The following is a 16239-nucleotide window of genomic DNA, read 5'->3' on the forward strand; positions in this document are numbered from 1 at the left end:
GGCGCCGGACACGCGAAACCGCCCGGGGTGGACATCCACCCCGGGCGGCTGTGCGACCGATGATCCCGAAGGATCAGAAGGTCAGCTTGAAACTGTTGATGTAGCCGGTGTCCAGCCGCGCCCGGTCCTGGACCCGCAGCTTCCAGGCACCGTTCGCCGCCTCGGAGGAGGCGTTGACCGTGTAGGTGGTCTGGACGTTGTCCGCCGAGTCGGAGGAGCTGAACGGCTTCAGCGGGTACACCGTGCCGTCCGGCGCCACCAGGTCGACGACCAGGTCGCCGCGCCAGGTGTGGATGATGTCCACGCCGACCTTCAGCGCGGCCGGGGCGTTGCCGGTGCGGCCGGTGACGTTGACCGTCGAGGTGACCGCGGCACCGTTGTCCGGGATCGCGACGTCGGCACTGTTCTCGAAGACGCCGCCCGGGTCGGGGTCGCCGCCGCCGGGACGGGCGCCGACGTTGATGCCGGCCCAGGCGTCGGTCACGGACTTGACCTCGGCGCTGGTGGCGCCGTAGAGCTCGGTCGCGACCGCGAGCGTGCCGGTACGGGCCGCCGCGTAGTTCGTCGTCGAGTTGAACTTCGTGGTGAGCGCCTTGTACCAGATCAGCGCGGCCTTCTCCCGGCCGATGCCGGTGACCGGCAGACCGTCGGAGGTCGGCGAGTCGTAGTTCACGTCGTTGACGGTCTTCGCGCCGCTGCCCTCGGAGAGCAGGTAGAACCAGTGGTTCGCCGGGCCCGAGGAGTAGTGCACGTCGATGCCGCCGATGCCCGAGTACCAGGCGTCCTTGGACGCGCCGTCCTTGCTCGGCTTGTCCATGTAGCGCAGCGGGGTGCCGTCGCCGTTGATGTCGATCTTCTCGCCGACGAGGTAGTCGCCCTTGTCCTGGGTGTTGTTGGCGTGGAACTCCACCGCCGCCGCGAAGATGTCGGAGGTCGCCTCGTTGAGGCCGCCGGACTCACCGCTGTAGACGAGCTTCGCGGTGGCCGCCGTGACACCGTGCGTCATCTCGTGCGCGGCGACGTCGATCGACGTGAGCGGCTTGGCGTTGCCCGCGCCGTCGCCGTACGTCATGCAGAAGCAGCTGTCCTGCCAGAAGGCGTTGATGTAGTTGTTGCCGTAGTGCACGCGGGAGTACGCGCCGACACCGTCACCCCGGATGCCGGAACGGCCGTGCACGTTCTTGTAGTAGTCCCACGTGAGACCCGCGCCGTAGGCGGCGTCGGCGCCGGCGGTCTCCAGGTTGGAGGCCTGCCCGTTGCCCCAGACGTCGTCCGGACCCGAGAACAGCGTGCCGGTGCCCGACGTACCCCGGTTGAGGTTGTACGTCTTGTGGCTGCCGCGTCCGGCGTCCGTGAGGTTGTACGTGGACCCGGACTGCGTGCTGCCGAGGGTCACCTGGCCGCTGTACTGCGTGTTGCCGGTGCCGTTCTCGACGGCCTGCCACTCGTAGATCTTCTTGCCCGTGGTGGCGTCGGTGACGACGTGCAGCTCGTTCGGAGTGCCGTCGTGCTGGAGGCCGCCGACGACGGTCTCGTAGGCGAGGACCGGCTTGTTGCCCTGCGCCAGCCAGACCACCTTGCGCGGCGCGCGGTTCGCGTCGGTCTTGGTGGAGCCCTCGGCCTTGGCGAGACCGAGTGCCTGCTTCTCCGCGGCGGCCGGTGTCACGTCGGCGCTGGTGTCGACGTCCTTGAGCACCGTCTTCGAGGCCTTGGTCACCGACTCGGTGGCGCCGGCCTTGCTCTCGGCGACCACGAGGTCGCCGCCGAGGACCGGCAGGCCCGCGTAGGTGCGCTCGTAGCGGGTGTGGGTGGTGCCGTCGCGGTCCTGGGTGACATCCCGGACCACGAGCTTCTCCTGGGCGGTCAGGCCCAGTTCGGCCGCGGTGGCCGCCGTGGTGGCGCTCTGCTTGCGGATGAGCTCCGCGCGCTGGGCGGGGCTCAGGCTCAGCGGCAGGGCGCCGGGGTCGGCCTTCCCTGCTTGCGCCGATGCCGGAACGGCGGATGCCGCCGGATCGGCCGACGAGGGTCCGGCCTGGAATCCGACGGCAAGGAGGGCCGCGGTGGCTATGAGCGCTCCGGTCGCTGTGGTGCGCCGGCGAGGCGTGGGTCTCACGCGAACTCCTTCTGCGAGGGGGGTACCGGACGACTGGGTGGGGTCGTCCGGGCAGAGCCTGCGGAGCATGTGGTGCGTGGAACGGGGGAAGAGTCGCAGGGGTGAACGGGTCCTGTCAGGACCGCGTCAACAAGTTGGCCGGATTTCGTCCGGTGCCCGTTTGGTCATGTTCGTTAAGCGAACGTTTCGTCGATCATCACCGGGGCGCCGGCCGGCGGGCGTACAAGCCCTGAGCCGCCGACAATCCCGACATCAAACCTGTGTGCGTTCCGTTCGAACGGACAGGCCGGGGGAGGGTACGCGCCGCCCGCGGCGAACGCCCCGAAGTGTGGCGCGTTCCGCGCCCCTCGTCGCGTCCTTTCGGACCTGCCCGTCCGGAGGCGGTCGGCGGGCCCGCGGGGTCACGCGGCCGGCGGTCGCGGATCCAGCCACAGGGCCTCGGCGACCGCGCACAGCTCGCCCCCCGCCGTTGCCAGGGCGACGCCCATGGTGTGCTTGCGGCCCGACTCCTCGCGCAGCCAGGCGTACGAGACGTGCGGCGCCGCCGCGGCCACCGGGCGCAGCAGTGTGGCGGTCAGGGACGCCGTCACCGCACCCGCCTGCTGGGTCCCGAGCAGCCGTCCCGCCCAGTTCCCCGGGCAGTCCAGCGCGCCCCACACCAGTTCGGGCGGCAGCAGCCCGTCGGAGTCCGCGAGCGCCGGGTCGGGGATCCAGCCGCAGGCGACGACGTCGCGGCCCGGGACCGGTGTGCAGTGCTGGCGCAGCCCGCGGTCGGGCGTACGGTCCAGCCCGCAGCCGAAGCAGTCGACCATTCCCGGCGGCGGCGCCGCCCGGAAGGCCTCGGTGGCGGCGACCGCCTCGTCCCACCCGGGCGCCGGCGGCGCTTCGGTCCGGCGGTCGTCGGGTCCGGCGGGGCGCGCCGTCGCCAGCGGACGGTCCGCGGGACCCAGTGCCCAGCCCGCGTCCGTCGTCCCGGAGATCGGAACCGGCACCCCGACCGGCACGGGCCCGCGGAAGTCGACCCGTACGGTGCCCGCGCCGGACCGTTCGGCGAGCAGCCCCGCCACGAAGCCCCCGAAGGCCACACCGGGGTAGCCGACGTAGAGCTCGGGCACCACCACCGTCTCCGGAGCCGGGTCCGGTGTCGCATCAGTCGTCATGCCGCCCACGATCACATACGCGGGTGGGCGCGGGTCGTGGTGGCTGCGTGCCGGGCGGAGGGACGCGTCCGCGTGCTTGGCCGGGGGGTCACGTGCGTGGACGGAGCGTGTACGGCGGAGAGGGGACGGCCCGCGCGGGGACGGGCACGTGGGGCCGGACAGCGGACGGTCCGTGCCGGGGGAAGAGACGGACGGTGCGCATGGGGCCCGAGCGGCCGCTGCGCCGACGGCGCGATCGGGGCCGGTCCGCGCACCCCGGAAGGAAGGGACCGCGCACCGTCGAAATAGGTCTCCGCGGCAGCCCCGGGGTTCAATGGTCCGTCCTGCCCGCTCCACGGCGTCTCCCAGAAGGCTGTATGTCGATCACCTCGTCCCGTCCGTCGCTCCGCGCACCCGGCGACCTCGTCGCCGCCCGCCTGGCGGCGCTACGGAACAGCTTTCGCGCCGCCCGGCCCTCGCTCGCGCTCTTCGTGGCGATCCGTTGCCTCGGCCTCGTCGTCCTGGCCCTCTGGTCGGCGGCCACCGGCAAGAGCGCCCACGTCCTGCTGAGCAGGCGCTGGGACTCGCTCTGGTACACCCGCGTCGCCGAGCACGGCTACGACTTCACCCTCCAGGCGCCCGACGGGCGGAGCCTGTCCGGCATGGCCTTCTTCCCCCTGCTGCCCTGGCTGGAGGAGGGTCTGTCGGCGGTGAGCCCGCTGAGCCTGCCCGACGCGGGACTCGTGGTGAGCGCCCTGGCCTCGGTGGCGGCCGCGTGGGGGATCTTCGCCGTGGCGAGCCATGTGCACGGCCCTCGGGCCGGTCTCGTCCTGGTGGGCCTCTGGGCGGCCCTGCCCGTCGGGATCGTCCAGTCCATGGCGTACAGCGAGTCCCTCTTCGTCGCCCTCGCGGCCTGGTCCCTGTACTCCGTCCTCACCGGACGATGGATCACCGCGGGAATGCTGTCCCTTCTCGCGGGCCTCACGCGACCCATAGGGCTGGCCGTGTGCGCCGCCCTCCTCGTCGCCGCGCTGCCGGCGACGGTGGACAGTCTGCGCACGAGGCGCCGGCTCCCGGACTCGCTGCCCGCCATGGCCGCGGGATGCGTGATCGCGCCGCTGGGCGCCGCGGGCTTCGTCCTGTGGGTGGGGCACCGGCAGGGTCATGTGCTCGGATATCTCGATGTGCAGGCGGGCTGGGGCAACGGCTTCGACGGAGGCATCGCCTTCGCCCGCTTCCTCTCCTCCTCCGCCCACTCGGGCGTCGTGACAGCCGTCGTGGTCGTCCTGCTGTTCCTGCTGGCCGCGTGGCCGCACCGGATCGGCCTGCGGCAGGGCCAGCCGGTGGCTCTGGTGGTGTACTCGGCCGTCGTCACGCTGCTGGCGCTGGGTGCCTCGGGCTACTTCGGCTCGAAGCCGCGCCTTCTGATGCCGGCCTTTCCGCTGCTGCTGCCGCTCGCGGTGGTGCTCGCCCGGTCACGCACCGCGTACCTCTGGGCGACGCTGGCCACGATGACCGCGGCGGGTGCCGTCTACGGAGCCTTCTGGCTGAACGGCTCGGGCCCGCCGTAGCCGGTCCCCGGCCCCGCGGAGCGGTTCGCTCGGTCCAACTCGTTCGCGGCACCGGGCATACCGTCTTCCACACCGGGCATGCCAGCAATTGTGCGTTTCATCCGATTTGGGCATTTTCGGTACGATGAGGGGGCGAGCAGACACCGAGCGGTGATGCCCTCCGAGGCGATGCTCCGGGGCCGTTCGTCGCGCCGGCGGAGGCACGGCCCGATGCCGTACGCCTGCCCCCGTGGCCACGAGCCGGGTCGGCATGTGCCCGCACCGCGTGACGGCGGGACCGCGCGGAACGCCGTCCCACAGCCCCACCCCCAACGGAAACGCCCCCCAGGTACGGGCGGATGCCGGGAAGTGCCAGGCGAAGGAGTTCCTCATGGGTAAGGCAGTCGGAATCGATCTGGGCACCACCAACTCGGTGATAGCCGTGTGGGAAGGGGGTGAACCGACTGTCGTACCGAACGCCGAAGGCACCCGCACGACGCCTTCCATCGTCGCCTTCTCCGACAACGGGGAGCGGCTGGTGGGACAGCTGGCCCGCCGCCAGGCGATCCTCAATCCCAAGGGCACGATCTACTCGGCCAAGCGGTTCATCGGCCGCCACTACGACGAGATCTCCGACGAGGCCAAGGCCGTCGCCTACGACGTCGTCGAGGGCGAGGGCGGCGTCGCGCGCTTCAAGGTGCGCGACAAGATGTACGCGCCCGAGGAGATCAGCGCCCTGGTCCTGCGCAAGCTCGTCGACGACGCGAGCAAGCAGCTCGGCGAGAAGATCACCGAGGCCGTCATCACGGTGCCCGCCTACTTCAACGACGCGCAGCGCACCGCCACCAAGGACGCCGGCCGCATCGCGGGCCTCGATGTCCTGAGGATCATCAACGAGCCGACCGCCGCCGCCCTCGCCTACGGGATGGAGAAGAAGGGGCACGAGACCGTGCTCGTCTTCGACCTCGGCGGCGGCACCTTCGACGTGAGCATCCTGGACGTCGGCGACGGCGTGGTGGAGGTGCGCTCCACCTCCGGCGACAGCCACCTCGGCGGCGACGACTTCGACCGCCGCCTCGTCGACCACCTGGCCGACAACTTCCAGCAGTCCAACGGCATCGACCTGCGCAAGGACCCGCAGGCGCTCCAGCGGCTCTTCGAAGCGGCGGAGAAGGCCAAGACGGAACTGAGCTCGGTGACCCAGACCCAGGTCAATCTGCCGTTCATCACCGCGGACGCCGAGGGCCCCAAGCACCTCACCGAGACGGTCATGCGCTCCACGTTCGACCAGATCACGGCGGACCTGGTCGAGCGGACCCTGGAACCCGTCAAGCAGGCGATGGCCGACGCCAAGGTCAGCGAGAACGACATCGACGAGGTCATCCTGGTCGGGGGATCGACGCGAATCCCGGCCGTGCAGAAGCTGGTCCGCCGCCTCACCGGCGGCAAGGACCCGAACATGAGCGTCAACCCGGACGAGGTCGTGGCGCTCGGCGCCGCGATCCAGGCCGGTGTGCTCAAGGGCGAGGTCCAGGACGTTCTGCTGCTCGACGTCATCCCGCTGTCCCTGGGTGTGGAGACCCGCGGCGGAGTCATGACCAAGATCATCGAGCGGAACACGACGATCCCCGTCCGCCGTACGGAGACCTTCTCCACCGCCGAGGACAACCAGGCCGCGGTCGACATCGTCGTCCTCCAGGGCGAGCGCGAACTCGCCGCGGACAACCGTGTCCTCGGCCGTTTCCAGCTCACCGACATCCGCCCCGCACCGCGCGGCGAGCCGCAGGTCGAGGTCATCTTCGACGTCGACGCCAACGGCATCCTGAACGTCACCGCGCGCGACAAGGACACCGGGAGGGAACAGAGCATCACCATCAGCGAGGGATCCAACCTCGACCAGAGCGAGGTCGAACGGATGGTCCAGGAGGCCGACCGGCACCGCGGGGAGGACCAGGCCCTGCGCGAGGCCGTGGACGCCCGCAACGAGCTGGACGCCGTCGCGTACCAGGTCGAACGACGCCTCGGTGAGATGGGCGACGCCGCGCCGTCGCACGAGAAGGCGCGGGCCGAGATGCTCGTCACCGAAGCGCGCGAGGCCGTGCAGCAGTCGGCGCCGGTGGACAAGGTCAGGCCGCTGACCTCCGAACTCCAGCAGATCTACGCCTCGTTGGCGTCCCAGCCCGCGGGCGCGGAGACAGCCGGGCAGGACCGGGCCGACGCCGGAGCCGCGAGTCCCGGCGGGTCCGAGGACGACGTGATCGACGCCGAATTCGACAAGAGCTGAGGTGCGGTCATGTCCACCGAACAGGGGCCGGTGACGTCCCCGGACGAGCTGGGCGCCACCCCGCCGGAGCGGTCCGACGACCGGCCGGACTCCGCGGAGCCCCGGCAGGTGCCGGAGGCGGACGACCGCACCGCCGAGCTGGCCGACCTCCGGGACCGCTGGCATCGGGCCCTCGCCGATCTGGACAATCTCCGCAAACGCCATGCCAGGGAGCTGGAGCGCGAGCGCGGCGCCGAGCGCGCCCGTACCGCGGCGGCCTGGCTGCCGGTGCTCGACAATCTGGAACTGGCCCTCGCCCATGCCGGGTCCGATTCCTCTCCCGTGCTCGAAGGCGTCAAAGCCGTACGGGACCAGGCTGTTGATGTGCTGACCCGCCTGGGCTATCCCCGCGACGACCGGACGGGGGTGCCCTTCGACCCGGCCGAGCACGAGGTCGTCGGCGTCGTCGAGGCGGAGGGCGCCGAGCCGAACACGGTCGTCGAGGTCGTACGTCCCGGCTACGGCGCGGGTGAGAGCCAACTGCGGCCCGCTTCCGTGGTCGTCGCGAAACGGCAGGAGTGAGGCCCTCCATGGCCCGTGACTACTACGACGTGCTCGGGGTGCGGCGTGACGCGGACTCCGACGAGATCCAGCAGGCGTTTCGCAAACTGGCGCGCAAGCATCACCCCGACATCAGCAAGGACCCGCAGTCCGAGGAGCGCTTCAAGGAGATCAACGAGGCGTACAGCGTGCTCTCCGACCCCAGGACGCGGCAGCGCTACGACCGTTTCGGCGAGAACTTCCGGCAGGTCCCGGAGGACTACGACGAGCGGGTGGCCGCGGGGGCGGGCGCGCGCGGAGGTTCGTACGGCCGGCCGGGCGGAGGCGGCCGGGTCCGCTACAGCACCGGCGGCGGCCAGGGGTTCGACGATTCGGGCATCAACTTCGAGGACCTGTTCGGCGGGATGTTCGGGCGCGGTGCGGGCGGCGGGGGCTTCGGCCCGGTACCCGGCGCCGACCAGGAGGCGGAGATCGAGCTCAGCGTCGGGGAGGCGTACCGGGGCGGTCACCGGAGCATCACCCTCGCCGGCCCGGACGGGCAGCGGACCTATGACGTGAACATCCCGCGCGGAGTGGTCGACGGGCAGCGCATCCGGCTCGCCGGGGAGGGCGGACGGGGGAGCGGGGACGGACCCGCGGGCGACCTGCTCCTGCGGGTCCGGATCAAGCCCGACGCACAGTTCCGCCTGGAGGGCCGGGACATCCATGTCGCGGTACCGGTGACCCCCTGGGAGGCGGCGCTCGGCGCGACCGTGCCGGTCCCCACCCCCACCGGTTCGGCCAGGGTCACGGTGCCCGCCGGTTCCTCCAGCGGCCGCCGGCTGCGGCTGCGCGGCGAGGGCATGCCCAACCCGCGCGGCCCCGACGGAGATCTCTACGCCGAGATCCGCATCATGGTGCCGCCCGAGCTCGACGACGAGGAGCGTGAGCTCTTCGAGAAGCTGGCGGCCGTGTCCACCTTCGACCCGAGGAAGCCAGGATGAGCAACGACCCGCGATCCGCAGCCGCCCCGGCACCCGGGGGAGCGAGCCGCACCAAGGCAGCACCGCCACAACACCTCGATGTGCGGGTCCGCAGCCATGCGATGGTGCCCGCGCGCCGGCTCGACCTCGACACCGTCGCCCGGCGCTCGGGTCTCCACCCCGACCTCGTACGGCGGTTCGTCAGCCTCGGCCTCGTGACGGCGACCCGCGACAGCCGTGGAGAGCTCCGGTTCGCGCCGACCGCTCCCGCGACCCTGGCACGTATCCAGCGGCTGCGGGCCGGGCTCCCCCTCAACTACGCGTCCATCGGCCTGGTGCTCGATCTGCTCGACCGGATCGCCGAACTCGAGGACGCGCTGCGGCGTAGCGAGACCAGTTCGAGGAGGGACGAATCGTGGATATGAACCGGCTCACCCAGAAGTCGCAGGAGGCTTTGCAGGAGGCGCAGACGATCGCCGGCCGGCTGAATCAGACCGAGGTCGACGGCGAGCATCTGCTGCTGGCTCTTCTCGACCAGCCGGACGGGCTGATTCCACGGCTGTTCGATCAGGCGGGCGCCGATACTCAGGCGTTGCGTTCGGCGGTGTCCGCGGAGTTGGCGCGGCGGCCGAAGGTGACCGGTCCCGGTGCGACTCCGGGGCAGGTGTTCGTCACGCAGCGGCTGGCGAAGCTGCTGGACGCGGCGGAGGGGGAGGCCAAGCGGCTGAAGGACGAGTACGTGTCGGTCGAGCATCTCGTTCTGGCGTTGGTCGATGAGGGGTCCGCGACGGGTGCGGGGCGTCTGCTCGCCGAGAACGGTGTGACGAAGGACGGTTTCCTGTCCGCCCTGACCCGTATCCGCGGGAATCAGCGGGTGACTTCGGCGACGCCCGAGGGTTCCTACGAGGCGTTGGAGAAGTACGGCCGTGACCTGGTGGCGGAGGCGCGGACGGGCAGGATGGATCCGGTGATCGGCCGTGACGAGGAGATCCGGCGTGTGATCCAGATCCTCAGCCGTAAGACGAAGAACAACCCCGTCCTGATCGGTGATCCGGGGGTCGGGAAGACCGCGATCGTGGAGGGTCTGGCGCAGCGGATCGTCCGCGGCGATGTGCCCGACGGGCTGCGTGACAGGACGATCTTCGCCCTCGACATGAGTTCGCTGGTGGCGGGCGCGAAGTACCGCGGTGAGTTCGAGGAGCGTCTCCAGGCCGTGCTGAGCGAGGTCAAGGGCGGGGAGGGGCGGATCCTGCTCTTCATCGACGAACTCCACACCGTCGTCGGAGCCGGCGGTGGCGCCGAGGGCGCCATGGACGCGGGCAACATGCTCAAGCCCATGCTGGCCCGTGGTGAGCTGCACATGATCGGGGCCACCACGCTGGAGGAGTACCGCAAGTACGTCGAGTCCGACGCGGCCCTCGAACGCCGTTTCCAGCAGGTCGTGGTGGACGAGCCGAGCGTCGAGGACACCGTCTCCATCCTGCGCGGGCTGCGCGAACGCCTGGAGGTCTTCCACGGCGTGAAGATCCAGGACACCGCGCTGGTCGCCGCCGCGACCCTCAGCCACCGATACATCTCCGACCGCTTCCTGCCGGACAAGGCCATCGACCTGGTCGACGAGGCCTGCGCCCGGCTGCGGACCGAGATCGACTCCATGCCGGCCGAACTCGACTCGATCACCCGCCGGGTGACCCGGCTGGAGATCGAGGAGGCGGCGCTGGAGAAGGAGAGCGACCCGGCGAGCGCCAAGCGCCTGGACGAACTGCGCCGCGAACTGTCCGATCTGCGCTCCGAGTCCGACGCCATGCACGCCCAGTGGGAGGCCGAACGCCAGGCCATCCGGCGCGTGCAGGAACTGCGGCAGGAACTGGAACAGGTCCGCCAGGACGCCGAGGAGGCCGAACGGGTCTACGACCTCAACCGCGCGGCCGAGCTGCGCTACGGCCGGCTCACCGAGCTGGAGCGGCGGCTGGCGGCCGAGGAGGAGGCACTCGCGGCCAAGCAGGGCGACAGCCGGCTGCTGCGCGAGGTCGTCACCGAGGACGAGATCGCCGAGATCGTCGCCGCCTGGACGGGTATCCCCGTCACCCGCCTCCAGGAGGGCGAGCGGGAGAAGCTGCTGCGACTGGACGAGATCCTCGGCGAGCGTGTGGTCGGCCAGGACGAGGCCGTCAAACTCGTCACCGACGCCATCATCCGGGCGCGCGCCGGCATCCGCGACCCGCGTCGGCCCATCGGCTCGTTCGTCTTCCTCGGCCCCACCGGCGTCGGGAAGACCGAGCTGGCCAAAACACTCGCCGCCGCCCTGTTCGACAGCGAGGAGAGCCTGATCCGCCTCGACATGAGCGAGTACCAGGAACGCCACACCGTGAGCCGGCTGGTCGGAGCGCCGCCCGGATACGTCGGCTACGAGGAGGGCGGCCAGCTCACCGAGGCCGTGCGCCGCAAGCCGTACTCCGTGGTCCTGTTCGACGAGGTGGAGAAGGCCCACGCCGATGTGTTCAACACCCTGCTCCAGGTCCTCGACGACGGCCGTATCACCGACGCCCAGGGCCGCACCGTCGACTTCCGCAACACGGTCGTCATCATGACGTCCAACCTCGGCTCGACCTATCTGCTGGACGGAGTGAGCGCCGACGGCGAGATCAAACCCGAAGCACGCGCCCTGGTGATGGGCGAACTGCAGAGCCACTTCCGCCCCGAATTCCTCAACCGTATCGACGACGTCGTGCTGTTCAAGCCGCTGGGCATGGACCAGATCAAACACATCGTCGAGCTCCAGTTCGCCGACCTGCGCCGGCGCCTGACCGAACGGCAGATCACCGTCCACCTCACCGAGCCCGCCGTCGAACTCATCGCCCAGCAGGGCTTCGACCCCGTCTACGGAGCCCGGCCGCTGCGCCGGTACATCTCCCACGAGGTCGAGACGCTGATCGGCCGGGCCCTCATCCGCGGTGACGTGCAGGACGGATCGGAGATCCGGGTCGACGCGCAGAACGGCGAACTGATCGTCACCTACGGCGGCACCGACCCCGCCGACGTGCGAAAGGCCGCGTGAGTCCGGTGGCCGCGGTCACGAGCGCAACGGTCACCTGCACCCGGTGCGGCGGAAGGAACCGGGTGCCGGCGTCCGCCGACGGGCGCCCCCGGTGCGGCAAGTGCGGGGCCGACCTGCCGTGGATCACCGACGCCGGCGACGACGACTTCGCGGACGTCGCGGAGAAGGCCACCCCGTTCGTCCTGGTGGATCTGTGGGCCACCTGGTGCGGACCGTGCCGCATGGTCAGCCCCGCTCTCGAACAGGTCGCCCACGAACTCGCCGGCCGGATCAAGCTCGTCAAGGTCGACGTCGACCAGGCCCCCCGCATCGCCCAGCGGTTCCAGGTGCAGGCCGTACCGACCCTGCTCCTGCTCGACGACGGAGAGGTGATCGCCCGCCAGGCGGGCGCGGCGCCCGCCGCGACCCTGCGCACATGGGTCGAGGAGACCATCGCCGGCCGTCGCTGACGGCCGGCGACCCCGAGAGGGGACGCCCCAGGGGGCCGCGAGCCCCATGGAGCACACAAGGAGGCAGCACATGAGCACACAACCCGAGTCGCAGCGGCCGTCACCCGGCGACGTGACGCCCGACGCGAGACTGCGCACCGGCGCCGAGGGCGAGGTGACCCCCGAGGACCTGGTGCTGGCTTCGGGACGGGACGTCACCCCCGCGAACCTGAAGTGGGCGGAGCGCAAGATGGCCGAGGAAGGCACCGCGGCCGTCAACAAGCTGCTTCCCTGACCGACTCCGCGGCGTCCGCCCCCGGCGGCATCCACCGGATGCCGCCGGGGGCACACCGCCTCAGACGAGGCTGTCCCGCCACGCCCGGTGCAGTTCCGCGAACCGGCCCGTGCCCGCGACGAGATCGGCCGGAGCGCCGTCCTCGACGATCCGGCCGTGCTCCATGACGAGCACCCGGTCCGCGATCTCCACCGTGGACAGCCGGTGGGCGATGACCACGGCCGTACGCCCGTGCAGCACCGTGTCCATCGCCCGCTGCACCGCGCGCTCGCCCGGGATGTCCAGCGAGCTCGTCGCCTCGTCGAGGATCAGTACCGACGGGTCGGCGAGCAGCGCACGGGCGAAGGCCACCAGCTGCCGCTGGCCCGCCGAGATGCGGCCGCCCCGCTTGCGTACGTCCGTGTCGTAGCCGTCCGGCAGGCCGCTGATGAACTCGTGCGCGCCGATCGCGCGCGCCGCCCGCTCGATCTCCTCGCGGGTGGCGTCCGGGCGTCCCACGGCGATGTTCTCGGCGACCGTGCCGGAGAAGAGGAACGCCTCCTGGGTGACCATCACGACCCCTCGCCGCAGTTCGGGTGTCTCCAGGTCGCGCAGATCGACGCCGTCGAGGAGGACCCGGCCCTCCGTCGGGTCGTAGAACCGGGCCAGCAGCTTGGCCAGCGTGGACTTGCCGGCACCCGTCGTGCCGACGACCGCGACGGTCTGGCCGGCGGGGATCGTCAGATCGAAGCGGGGCAGTACCTCGCCACCCGTGCGATAGGCGAAGCGCACCTCGTCGAACACGACCTCACGGCCCGGCCGGTCACCGGCGAGCGCGGGCAGCGGGCGGGGGGCCGCGGCCTGCGGGACCGAGGGGGTCTGGGCCAGCAGGCCCGCGATCTTCTCGAGCGACGCGGCCGCGGACTGATACGAGTTGAGGAACATCCCCAGCCGGTCGATCGGGTCGTAGAGCCGGCGCAGATACAGCACGGCCGCCGCCAGCACCCCGAGCGCGAGCGTCCCGTCCGCGACCCGGTACGCGCCCCACAGCACAATCCCGGCGACCGCGGTGTTGGCGACGAGCCGCGAGCCGACGACATAGCGCGCCATCTCCAGGAGCGCATCGCCGTTGATCCTGCCGTGGCGGTCGTTGAGCTGCCGGAAAGCGGCGTCGTTCGCCTGCTCGCGCCGGAACGCCCGCACCGGCCTGATGCCGTTCATCGTCTCCGCGAACTTCACGATGACGGCGGCGATCGCGGTGGAGCGGCGGGCGAAGACGGCCCTGGCCCGGCGCTGATAGAGCCGTACCAGCAGATACAGCGGGACGAACGAGGCGACGGCCACCCCGCCCAGCCCGAGGTCCAGCCACAGCAGCATCACGGAGATGTAGACGAAGGCGAGGATGACGTTGATGAGCTCCTGGAGCCCTTCGCTGAGCAATTCGCGCAGCGACTCGACATCGGTGGTCGACCGGGAGATCAGCCGCCCCGAGGTGTAGCGCTCGTGGAAGTCGACGCTGAGGGCCTGCGCGTGCCGGAAGATACGGCCGCGCAGATCGAGCAGGACGTCCTGGTTGACCCGGGCGGACGCCCGGATGAAGGAGTACTGGAGCAGCCCCGCGCCGAACGAGCAGACCGCGTAGCCGACGGCCACCAGGATCAGCGGGCCGTAGTCGTCGCGCCGGAACGCCGGCACACCGCGGTCGATCGCGTACGCCACGAGCAGCGGCCCGGCCTGCACCGCGGCCTGCTGGAGCAGCAGGAGCAGGGCGACGCGCACGACGCGCGCCCGGTGCGGCGCGAGCAGCGACCGCAGGAGGACGCCGGTCGCGCCCCTGGCCGTCGGGAGGTCGTCCCGGTCGAAGGGATCGCCCTCGACGGGGGCGCCGCTGCCGCCGGCGGGACCGGCACCGGCGGCGGTCGTCGTCGTGGTCGCGGTCATCGCGCGCTCCCCTCACTGAGCCGGTCGTCGAAGGCGCGGGCGCCGTGCGTTGCCCCGGCGACGGTCTGCGCGCCGTCGGGGCCGGAATCCGCGCCGTCGGCCCCCGACATCAGCCAGGCGTACTCCGCGTTCGTACGCAGCAGTTCCTGGTGCGTGCCCACCGCGGCGATCCGTCCCTGCGACAGCAACGCCACCCGGTCGGCCAGCAGCACCGTGGAGGGCCGGTGCGCGACCACCAGGGCCGTCGTGTCCTGGAGAACCCGCCGCAGTGCCGCCTCGACCAGCGCCTCCGTGTGGACGTCCAGCGCCGACAGCGGATCGTCCAGCACCAGGAAACGGGGGCGGCCGACCACCGCGCGCGCCAGCGCGAGCCGCTGGCGCTGACCGCCCGACAGACTCAGCCCCTGTTCCCCGACCTGGGTGTCCCAGCCGTGCGGGAGGGATGCCACGAAGCCTGCCTGTGCCACCTCCAGCGCCCGCTCCAGCTCCGGTGCGCCCGCGCCGTCCGTGCCCATCAGGACGTTCTCGCCGACGCTCGCGGAGAAGAGGGTCGGCTCCTCGAAGGCCACCGACACCAGCTCCCGCAGCCGTTCGCGCGGCATCGCGGCGATGTCCTCGCCGTCGAGCGTGATCCGGCCGCCCGTCACCTCGTGCAGCCGGGGGACGAGCGCGGTCAGCGTGGTCTTTCCGCTGCCGGTCCCGCCGACCAGGGCCATCGTCTCGCCGGGCCTCACTCGCAGATCGATGCGCGCGAGCACCGGCGGGGCGTCGGCGGCCGCGTCCGGGTAGCGGAACTCGACCGCCTCGAAGCACAGCCCGTCCCCGCCGGCGGCCGGCGGACCCGTCGCCGCGGGCACGTCCGACTCGCTCCCGGCGTCCATCACCTCGAAGTACCGCTCGGTCGCCGTGGCCGCCTCCTGGCTCATCGCCAGCAGGAAACCGATCGACTCCACGGGCCAGCGCAGCGCCAGTGCCGTCGACAGGAACGCCACCAGCGTGCCCGCCGACAGACCGCCGTCCGCGACCTGGACCGTGCCCAGCACCAGCGCGGCGCCGATGGTGATCTCGGGGATGGTGGTGATCAGGGCCCAGATCCCGGCCAGCAGGCGGGCCTTGCCCAGCTCGGTCCCGCGCAGGCGCTGCGAGAGCTCGCGGAAGGCGTGCGCCTGGCTGCGGTGGCGGCCGAAGCCCTTGATGATGCGGATGCCGAGAACGCTCTCCTCGACCACCGTCGTCAGATCGCCGACCTGGTCCTGTGCCCGCCGGGCGACGACGGCGTAGCGGGACTCGAAGTACGAACAGAGCACGACCAGCGGCACGATCGGCGCCATCAGTACCAGCCCGAGCGTCCAGTCCTGGCCCAGCAGGATCACATAGCCGACCAGGATCGTCGTCGCGTTGACGAGCAGGAAGGTCAGCGGGAAGGCGAGGAACATCCGCAGCAGCATCAGGTCGGTGGTGCCCCGGGAGAGCAGCTGCCCCGACGCCCAGCGGTCGTGGAAGGCCACCGGCAGCCGCTGGAGATGCCGGTAGAGATCGGCGCGCATCGACGCCTCGACCCCGGCCAGCGGCCGGGCCACCAGCCACCGCCGGAAGCCGAACAGCACGGCCTCGGCGATCCCGAGCAGCAGCAGGGCGAGCGCCCCGAGCCACACCCCGCCCGGATCGCGGTCCGCCACCGGGCCGTCCACGATCCACTTCAGGACGAGCGGGATGACCAGGCCGAGACAGGAGGCGACGACGGCGACGAAAGCCGCGCTGAACAGGCGCGTACGCACCGGTCGTACATAGGGCCACAACCGCAGCAACGAACGCACGGCTGACCGGTCCTCGGTGGCTGCATGTGGTGTCGACATCAGGGGTGAGCCTACGGTTCACCACTGACAGCGCTCACCCGAATTACCGGCCACTCACCGGCGGCCGGTGCCCCGTGCACCCATCTTCCGGACG

The 16239-nt window shown here is 71.3% G+C and carries 12 protein-coding genes; 8 read left to right on the forward strand and 4 right to left on the reverse strand.

Going from position 1 to position 16239, the window contains the following annotated elements:
- Window positions 1-73 precede the first annotated feature (73 nt).
- Window positions 74-2113 (reverse strand): M4 family metallopeptidase, encoded by a 2040-nt coding sequence (locus ACFWU3_RS23810; protein ID WP_384441063.1) that lies wholly within the window; start codon window positions 2111-2113, stop codon window positions 74-76.
- A gap of 401 nt (window positions 2114-2514) precedes the next feature.
- Entirely contained in the window at window positions 2515-3273 is a 759-nt protein-coding gene (locus tag ACFWU3_RS23815; protein ID WP_384441066.1) for a hypothetical protein, read from the reverse strand.
- A 356-nt stretch (window positions 3274-3629) separates the two neighbouring features.
- Here ACFWU3_RS23815 and ACFWU3_RS23820 point away from each other — a divergent pair, with 356 nt between their 5' ends.
- The 8 genes from ACFWU3_RS23820 (at window position 3630) to ACFWU3_RS23855 (ending at window position 12369) form a co-directional block, all read left to right on the forward strand.
- Complete coding sequence (locus tag ACFWU3_RS23820) at window positions 3630-4823, forward strand: hypothetical protein (RefSeq protein ID WP_384441069.1); 1194 nt, start codon at window positions 3630-3632, stop codon at window positions 4821-4823.
- A gap of 370 nt (window positions 4824-5193) precedes the next feature.
- A complete protein-coding gene (dnaK, locus tag ACFWU3_RS23825) occupies window positions 5194-7086 on the forward strand; it encodes a molecular chaperone DnaK (protein WP_384441072.1) in 1893 nt (630 codons plus the stop codon).
- Window positions 7087-7095: 9 nt separating this feature from the next.
- Window positions 7096-7647: a nucleotide exchange factor GrpE gene (locus tag ACFWU3_RS23830; protein ID WP_384441075.1), complete on the forward strand. Its 552-nt coding sequence runs from the start codon at window positions 7096-7098 to the stop codon at window positions 7645-7647.
- An 8-nt stretch (window positions 7648-7655) separates the two neighbouring features.
- Window positions 7656-8609: a DnaJ C-terminal domain-containing protein gene (locus tag ACFWU3_RS23835; RefSeq protein WP_384441078.1), complete on the forward strand. Its 954-nt coding sequence runs from the start codon at window positions 7656-7658 to the stop codon at window positions 8607-8609.
- The gene (locus tag ACFWU3_RS23840; protein ID WP_384441081.1) at window positions 8606-9013 is read left to right on the forward strand and encodes a chaperone modulator CbpM; all 408 of its coding nucleotides are present in this window, start codon (window positions 8606-8608) and stop codon (window positions 9011-9013) included. Before ACFWU3_RS23835 ends, ACFWU3_RS23840 begins: the two co-directional genes overlap by 4 nt.
- A complete protein-coding gene (clpB, locus tag ACFWU3_RS23845) occupies window positions 9004-11646 on the forward strand; it encodes an ATP-dependent chaperone ClpB (protein WP_384441085.1) in 2643 nt (880 codons plus the stop codon). The genes ACFWU3_RS23840 and clpB overlap by 10 nt, the downstream gene beginning before the upstream one ends.
- Window positions 11647-11651: 5 nt before the next feature.
- Window positions 11652-12095 (forward strand): thioredoxin, encoded by a 444-nt coding sequence (gene trxA, locus ACFWU3_RS23850; protein ID WP_384441208.1) that lies wholly within the window; start codon window positions 11652-11654, stop codon window positions 12093-12095.
- 70 nt (window positions 12096-12165) lie between these two features.
- Window positions 12166-12369, forward strand: a complete 204-nt coding sequence (locus ACFWU3_RS23855; protein WP_313943978.1) for a hypothetical protein — start codon at window positions 12166-12168, stop codon at window positions 12367-12369.
- Window positions 12370-12429: 60 nt separating this feature from the next.
- Here the strand turns inward: ACFWU3_RS23855 and ACFWU3_RS23860 are convergent, their stop codons facing one another.
- Both ACFWU3_RS23860 and ACFWU3_RS23865 read right to left on the reverse strand, forming a co-directional pair.
- Entirely contained in the window at window positions 12430-14289 is a 1860-nt protein-coding gene (locus ACFWU3_RS23860; RefSeq protein ID WP_384441088.1) for an ABC transporter ATP-binding protein, read from the reverse strand.
- The gene (locus tag ACFWU3_RS23865) at window positions 14286-16145 is read right to left on the reverse strand and encodes an ABC transporter ATP-binding protein (RefSeq protein WP_384441091.1); all 1860 of its coding nucleotides are present in this window, start codon (window positions 16143-16145) and stop codon (window positions 14286-14288) included. The genes ACFWU3_RS23860 and ACFWU3_RS23865 overlap by 4 nt, the downstream gene beginning before the upstream one ends.
- Window positions 16146-16239: the final 94 nt, after the last annotated feature.

The organism is Streptomyces sp. NPDC058685, assembly GCF_042714725.1.
Lineage (GTDB): Bacteria > Actinomycetota > Actinomycetes > Streptomycetales > Streptomycetaceae > Streptomyces.

Coding starts and splice junctions, on each gene's coding strand:
- ACFWU3_RS23865 (WP_384441091.1), bottom strand. CDS start 16,145: ATGTCGACACCACATGCAGCCACCGAGGACCGGTCAGCCGTGCGTTCG.
- ACFWU3_RS23835 (WP_384441078.1), top strand. CDS start 7,656: ATGGCCCGTGACTACTACGACGTGCTCGGGGTGCGGCGTGACGCGGAC.
- ACFWU3_RS23855 (WP_313943978.1), top strand. CDS start 12,166: ATGAGCACACAACCCGAGTCGCAGCGGCCGTCACCCGGCGACGTGACG.
- ACFWU3_RS23830 (WP_384441075.1), top strand. CDS start 7,096: ATGTCCACCGAACAGGGGCCGGTGACGTCCCCGGACGAGCTGGGCGCC.
- ACFWU3_RS23860 (WP_384441088.1), bottom strand. CDS start 14,289: ATGACCGCGACCACGACGACGACCGCCGCCGGTGCCGGTCCCGCCGGC.
- ACFWU3_RS23815 (WP_384441066.1), bottom strand. CDS start 3,273: ATGACGACTGATGCGACACCGGACCCGGCTCCGGAGACGGTGGTGGTG.
- dnaK (WP_384441072.1), top strand. CDS start 5,194: ATGGGTAAGGCAGTCGGAATCGATCTGGGCACCACCAACTCGGTGATA.
- ACFWU3_RS23840 (WP_384441081.1), top strand. CDS start 8,606: ATGAGCAACGACCCGCGATCCGCAGCCGCCCCGGCACCCGGGGGAGCG.
- ACFWU3_RS23820 (WP_384441069.1), top strand. CDS start 3,630: ATGTCGATCACCTCGTCCCGTCCGTCGCTCCGCGCACCCGGCGACCTC.